Below are 5,336 nucleotides of genomic sequence, written 5' to 3' on the forward strand. Positions count from 1 at the left end.
CCCCGCATCATGTCCCCCCCCCCCCCCCCGCGGGTGGGCACCTCCCCCCGCCCCCGCCCCGCCCGCCCCGGTGCCCGGGGGGGCGGCGCCGGGGCCCCCCCACCACCTTTTCCCACTGCGCCCTCCCGCCGTGTCCGCCCCGAGTGGAGAAACCGCCCATGCGTATCCGCACCCCGCTCCACGGTCTGCTCCTCGGCCTCGCCGGCCTGCTGGGGCTGCTGCTCCCGGCCGCCACCGCGACGGCGGCGGACAACGGCACCTGGGGGGTCTTCCCCACGCCCCCGGCCGGTGCGCCGATGACCGACCGCGCGTACTTCTTCCACCAGGGCGCGGCCGGGACGACCGTCAGCGACAGCGCGACGATCCTGAACTCCTCCGACAAGGACCTCACGTTCCAGGTCTTCGCGACCGACGCGATGAACACCCCGGCGGGCGGCGCCTTCGCCCTGCTTCCGGTGGAGACCAAGCCCGTGGACGTCGGCACCTGGATCACGCTGCCGCCGGAGACCGCGACGACCGTCACCGTCCCCGCCAAGGGCCGCAAGGACATCCCGTTCACCGTGAAGGTCCCCGCGGACGCCACGCCCGGTGACCACGTCGGCGGAATCGTCGCCCTCAACACCGCCGTGGAGGGCGTGCAGCAGGAGGGCAAGGTCCAGGTCGGGGTGAAGCGCTCCGTGGGCGCCCGGCTCTACTTCCGGGTTCCGGGGCCGGTGACTCCGGGGCTGAGCGTGGAGGACGTCCGGGTGAGCCGGTCGGCGCCGCTGCTGCCCTGGGTCAAGGACGCCCGCGCCACCATCTCGTACGCCCTGGTCAACCGGGGCAACGTGGTCGTCGAACCGAAGGTGACGGTGTCCGCGCAGGGGCTGTTCGGGCGCCGGGTGCTGGACCGGCCGGCGCGCGAGCTGAAGCTGGTGCTGCTGCCCGGCCAGCGGATCGAGCTGACCGAACCGTGGCCGGACGCCCCCCAGTCGGACCGGGTGACCGTGAAGATCACGGCCGGGGCCGCGGCCCACCCCGATCTCGTCTCCGTGTCCGAGACTGACTTCATCGCCGTGCCGTGGCCCGCCGTGGGCGTACTCCTGGTCGCGGCCGGGGCCGGCACCGCACTCCTCGTGCTGCGGCGCCGGCGCCGCCGCGCGGGCCCGGAGCGGGCGGAATCCGCACCGGACTTGGCCGAAGCGCGCTGACCGGCGGGAAAACGGGCTCGCCCCCGCGTGAGGGTTGCGGGGGCGAGCGGTCCTACGGGCGTGCGGGCGATCAGTGGTTGCGGGGGAAGCCCAGGTCCACGCCGGCCGGGGCGTCCGCGGGGTCCGGCCAGCGGGTCGTGACGACCTTGCCGCGGGTGTAGAAGTGGATGCCGTCGTTGCCGTAGATGTGGAGGTCGCCGAAGAGCGAGTCCTTCCAGCCGCCGAAGGAGTGGTAGCCCACCGGCACCGGGATCGGCACGTTGACGCCGACCATGCCCGCCTGGATCTCCAGCTGGAAGCGGCGGGCGGCGCCGCCGTCGCGGGTGAAGATCGCGGTGCCGTTGCCGAACGGCGAGGCGTTGATGAGGGCCACGCCCTCCTCGTAGGTCTCGGTGCGCAGCACGCACAGGACCGGGCCGAAGATCTCGTCGCGGTAGGCGTCGGAGTCGGTCTTCACGTTGTCGAGGAGCGAGAGGCCGATCCAGTGGCCGTTCTCGAAGCCGTCCACCGTGTAGCCGGTGCCGTCGAGGACCACGTCGGCGCCCTGGTCGGCCGCGCCCTTCACGTACGAGGCGACCTTGTCGCGGTGGGCGGCCGTGATCAGCGGGCCCATCTCGGAGGTCGGGTCGTTGCCGGGGCCGATCTTGATCTTCTCGGCGCGCTCGCGGATCTTCTCGACCAGCTCGTCGGCGATGGAGCCGACCGCGACGACCGCGGAGATGGCCATGCAGCGCTCGCCCGCCGAACCGTAGGCGGCGGAGACGGCCGCGTCGGCGGCCGCGTCCAGGTCGGCGTCCGGCAGCACCAGCATGTGGTTCTTGGCGCCGCCCAGCGCCTGGACGCGCTTGCCGTTGGCGGAGGCGGTGGTGTGGATGTGGCGGGCGATCGGGGTCGAGCCGACGAAGGAGACGGCCGCCACGTCGGGGTGGGACAGCAGCGCGTCGACGGCGACCTTGTCACCGTGGACGACGTTCAGCACGCCCGCCGGCAGACCGGCCTCGGTGGCCAGCTCGGCCAGCTTCACGGACGCGGAGGGGTCCTTCTCGCTCGGCTTGAGGATGAAGGTGTTTCCGCAGGCCACGGCCAGCGGGAACATCCACATCGGCACCATCGCCGGGAAGTTGAAGGGGGTGATGCCCGCGACCACGCCGATGGGCTGGCGGATGGCGGCGACGTCCACGCGGTTGGAGACGGAGGTTGACAGCTCGCCCTTGAGCTGCGTGGTGATCCCACAGGCCAGCTCGACGATCTCCAGGCCGCGCGCGACCTCGCCCAGGGCGTCCGAGTGGACCTTGCCGTGCTCGGCGGTGATCAGCTCGGCGATGGCGTCGCGGTTGGCGTCCAGCAGGGCGCGGTAGGCGAACAGCACCTTGGTGCGGGCGGCCAGCGAGGACTGGCCCCAGGTCTCGAAGGCCTCCTTCGCGACCTGTACCGCCGCGTCGACCTCTTCGGCCGAGGCGAGCGCGACCTGGGTGGTGACCTCGCCGGTGGCCGGGTCGGTGACCGGGCCGTAGTTGCCCGACGCGCCCTCGACGGTCTTGCCACCGATCCAGTGGTTGACGGTCTTCATGCCTTGCTCCTTCACAGATGGCGACGTCGCTGAGCGGCTTGCCGGTCGTACTCTTCACGGGCCAGGGCCGCCGCCTTGCGGGTCGCGGTCTCGGCCACAGGAACATCCCACCACGCCTGCGCCGGGGGCGGGCCCGACACAGTGTCGGGCGTTCGGGTCTGTACGTAGACACATGTGGGACGCGTCGCCGAGCGGGCCTCGGCCAGGGCTTCGCGCAGGTCACGTACGGTGCGGGCGCGGATGACGGCCATTCCGAGGGAGGCCGCGTTGGCCGCGAGGTCCACCGGAAGGGGGTCGCCGGTGTACGAGGCGTCGGACGCCCGGAAGCGGTAGGCGGTGCCGAATCCCTCGGCGCCCACCGCCCCCGAGAGGCCGCCGATGGAGGCGTACCCCCGGTTGTCGAGGATCACCACCTTGATCGGGACGCGCTCCTGGACAGCCGTGACGATCTCGGTCGGGTTCATCAGGTAGGTCCCGTCGCCGACCAGCGCCCAGACCGGGCGGCCCGGGGCGGCGAGGGCGACCCCGATCGCGGCCGGGATCTCGTAGCCCATGCAGGAGTAGCCGTACTCCAGGTGGTACTGGTCCGCCGACCGGGCCCGCCACAGTTTGTGCAGGTCGCCGGGGAGGGAACCGGCCGCGTTGACGAGGATGTCGGTGCCGTCGACCAGGGCGTCGAGCAGCCCGAGGACCTGGACCTGGGTGGGCGGGGCGTCCTCGTCCTCCTCCGGGACGGCGTAGGCCTCCTCGACGCGGGCCTCCCAGCTCGCCCGCCGGGCCGCGTGCGCCGTCCCGTACCCGGCGTCCACGTGGTACCCGGCGACCGCCTGCCGCAGCTCGTCGAGGCCCTCGCGGGCATCGGCGACGAGGGGCAGGGCGGCGAGCTTGTGGGCGTCGTACGGGTCCAGGTTGAGGCCGATGAACCGGACGACGGGGTTCTGGAAGAGGGTCGCGGAGGCGGTGGTGAAGTCGGTCAGCCGGGTCCCGGCGGCGATGACGAGGTCGGCCTCCCCGGCGGCCGCGTCGGCGGCGCCGGTCCCGGTGTGGCCGATCCCGCCCAGGTCGGCGGGGTGACCGTACGGCAGGACGCCCTTGCCCGCCTGGGTGACGGCGACCGGGATCCCGGTGGCCTCCGCGAAGGCGGCGAGGGCCGCCCGAGCCTCGCTGTGCCGGATCCCGCCGCCCGCGACGATGAGGGGCCGCGCGGAGCCCCGTACGGCCTGGGCGGCCCGGGCCAGCTCGTGGCGGTCGGGCCGGGGCCGGCGCACCCCCCACACCCGCTCGGCGAAGAACTCCTCGGGCCAGTCGTACGCCTCCGCCTGGACGTCCTGGGGCAGCGCGAGGGTGACGGCCCCGGTCTGGACGGGGTCGGTGAGCACCCGGACGGCCTGGAGGGCCGCCGGGACGAGGGCCTCGGGCCGGGTGATCCGGTCGAAGTGGCGGGAGACGGGCCGCAGGGCGTCGTTGACGGAGAGGTCGCCTGCATAGGGGACTTCCAGCTGCTGGAGCACGGGGTCGGCGGGGCGGGTGGCGAAGGTGTCCCCGGGGAGCAGGAGCACCGGGATCCGGTTGATCGTGGCGCCGGCCGCGCCGGTGACGAGGTTGGTGGCGCCGGGCCCGATGGAGGTGGTCACGGCGTGCGCGGAGAGCCGCCCGCTCTGCCGGGCGTAGCCGACGGCGGCGTGCACCATGGCCTGCTCGTTGCGCCCCTGGAGGAACGGCATGGCCACGGGGCCGGCCTCGAGCAGCGCCTGCCCGATGCCCGCCACGTTCCCGTGCCCGAAGATCCCCCAGGTGGCGGCGATCAGGCGGTGCCGGCGGCCGTCGCGCTCGGTGTACTGGCGGGAGAGGAAGCGGACGAGGGCCTGGGCGACGGTGAGCCTCACTGGTGGTCCTCCGCTCGGGGGAAGGGCAGCCGGGGGTCGATGTCCTGCCCGTCCCAGCTGCCGCGGATCCAGGCGTGGTCGGGGTGGTCCCGGATCAGCCACTCCCGGGGCTCGCCGGGCGGCCCGGCCATCACGTTCAGGTAGTACATGTCGTGCCCGGGGGCGGCGATGGACGGCCCGTGCCAGCCGTCGGGGATGAGCACGGCGTCGCCGGTCCGCACCTCGGTGAGGATGTCGGTCTTCCCCGCCGGGGACGGAGTGACGCGCTGGTATCCGACGCCCGGGGTGTCCCCGTGGGGGGCGATCTCGAAGTAGTAGATCTCCTCCAGGCGGGACTCCTCGCCGGGGGCGTGGGTGTCGTGCTTGTGGGGCGGGTACGAGGACCAGTTCCCGCCGGGGGTGAGCACCTCGACGGCGATGAGCCGGTCGCAGACGAAGGTGTGTGCGGCGCCGAAGTTGTTGACCTGCCGTGAGCAGTTGCCCGCGCCGCGCAACTCCACGGGCACGTCTGCGGCGGGCCCGTACCGCGCGGGCAGCCGGTTGTCGCACCGGGCCCCCGCGAGGGCGAACCGCCCTCCCCGCTCGGAGGTGACCTCCGCCCACCCGTCCCGGGGCAGGTAGACGAAGTCGGTGACGGCCTCGAACACCCCCTTCCGCCCCCGCAGTTCGAACAGTTGCGACCGGCTGCCG

4 protein-coding genes are annotated in these 5,336 nt (G+C 73.5%); 1 reads left to right on the forward strand and 3 read right to left on the reverse strand.

What is annotated here, in order from left to right; translation table 11 throughout:
- The first annotated feature begins 158 nt into the window (after window positions 1-158).
- Window positions 159-1,190, forward strand: a complete 1,032-nt coding sequence (locus ACFTXQ_RS17445; RefSeq protein WP_382641596.1) for a WxL protein peptidoglycan domain-containing protein — start codon at window positions 159-161, stop codon at window positions 1,188-1,190.
- A 70-nt stretch (window positions 1,191-1,260) separates the two neighbouring features.
- Here the strand turns inward: ACFTXQ_RS17445 and ACFTXQ_RS17450 are convergent, their stop codons facing one another.
- The 3 genes from ACFTXQ_RS17450 to iolB all read right to left on the reverse strand — a co-directional run.
- Complete coding sequence (locus ACFTXQ_RS17450) at window positions 1,261-2,760, reverse strand: CoA-acylating methylmalonate-semialdehyde dehydrogenase (RefSeq protein WP_382641598.1); 1,500 nt, start codon at window positions 2,758-2,760, stop codon at window positions 1,261-1,263.
- Window positions 2,761-2,771: 11 nt separating this feature from the next.
- On the reverse strand, window positions 2,772-4,646 hold the full coding sequence (gene iolD / locus ACFTXQ_RS17455; protein WP_382641600.1) for a 3D-(3,5/4)-trihydroxycyclohexane-1,2-dione acylhydrolase (decyclizing): 1,875 nt from the start codon (window positions 4,644-4,646) through the stop codon (window positions 2,772-2,774).
- Window positions 4,643-5,336 (reverse strand): 5-deoxy-glucuronate isomerase (iolB, locus tag ACFTXQ_RS17460; RefSeq protein WP_382641602.1); only part of this gene is annotated, 694 nt, incomplete at its 5' end. The genes iolB and iolD, both read right to left, overlap by 4 nt.

The sequence above is a fragment of the Streptomyces sp. NPDC057010 genome (assembly GCF_042673805.1).
Classification (GTDB): Bacteria; Actinomycetota; Actinomycetes; order Streptomycetales; family Streptomycetaceae; genus Streptomyces.